Below are 1316 nucleotides of genomic sequence, written 5' to 3'. Positions count from 1 at the left end.
GGCTGGGCGGCGGGCGCGGGCACCTGCGCCTGCAAATGCGGGGCGCCGCGCCCTTCAGGTCGCCGGTGAGGCGCAGGTTGGGCTCGGGCGCGGCCGGCGGGGCGAAGCCGGCTTTCTTGACGAAGGCGCGGGTTTGCTGCTGCACCTCCTTGAGCAAGCGCAGGGCCTTGTACTCGTAGGGCAGGGCGGCGGTGAGCTGGCCGGTGCGCAGGCGCAGCTCAGCGGCCCACATCTGGTCGAGCACGGCGCGCAGCTTGGTTTTCACGGCGGGCTCCAGAAAATCAGCGGTTTCGGAGTCGTCGTGCTTGTGGATGTAGGGCTGCATCAGGGCGTCGGTTTCGGCGGTGGGCGACGCGTTGCCGCCCATCGGCGCGCTGGCCTCGTGGTCGTGGTCGTTGTGGCTCGCGGCCGGCGCAGCGGGGGCGGGCGCATCGTCGTCCTCCGCAATGGGCGAGTGCGATTCGGCGCGGGGCGCGGGCTGGGCTTCGGTTTCGGGACCGGCCGTCACGCCCAGGCCGGGCTCCAGTTCCTCGCCCATGAACTTGCCGTAGCGCAGGCGCAGCGCCTGCTGGTCGGCCCCCAGGTCGTTGGCGCGAGTGGTCAATTCGGCGGGCGTGAGTTTTTTGCGATCCGCCAGCAGCTTTTGGGTGTCGATGATGAGTTGGCGCTGGCTGCGGAAATAGGCCGGGGCCACCTTGGGGCCACCCATCAGGCCCGACACGCCGGCGGCGCGGGCGGTGTCCTGCCACTGCACCAGGTAGGCGTCGGAGCGGGCACTGTGGCCGGCGTTGTCGCGGGCCGAAATGTAGAAGTACAGCTCGTCGCCGTAGGTCAGGGCCAACTGCCTTAGGTTGAGCAGGCTGCCTACCGTGGTTTGCGCCGGCTGGGGCCCCAGGGCCCCGCCCAGGTCGCGCCGCACCTCGCGGAATTTTACTGCCTCGCCCGCGCCCTGGGCCACGGTGATGACCAGTTCGGCGTGGCTCAACCCATAATCGTCGCGCAGCAGGGCGCGCACCGGCACCTCGGGCCGGGCCCCGCGGGCGGGCACCAGCGTGTAGGGTTTGGGCGTGAGGATGCGCACCGCGGGGGCCCGGTCGGCCTGCACGTCGATGGCGTAATCGTCGGACACGGTGCCCGCGAACCGCAGCCGGTACAGCGCCGACGCGTTCAAAACCTGCGCTGTTTCAAAGGTGTTGGCCGTGCCCGCCACTGGCCGGAAGGTCACCCGGCGTCCGCTCATCTCCAGCACCGGGGCCCCACCGGCCGCGGCCCGGCTCGTGCGCACCCGCCAGCGCACCCGCGCCCCCTGCGGGGCA

Annotated in this window: 1 pseudogene; it reads right to left on the bottom strand. The window is 71.5% G+C overall.

What is annotated here, in order from left to right:
• Positions 1–1316, bottom strand: a pseudogene (locus BEN49_RS28125) (DUF4175 domain-containing protein); the annotation flags it as partial.

Origin of the sequence: Hymenobacter coccineus (genome assembly GCF_001816125.1) — a bacterium.
Taxonomy (GTDB): domain Bacteria; phylum Bacteroidota; class Bacteroidia; order Cytophagales; family Hymenobacteraceae; genus Hymenobacter; species Hymenobacter coccineus.
The sequence above is the reverse complement of the archived record's forward strand: the minus strand, read 5'-3'. Positions and strand labels throughout refer to the sequence as shown.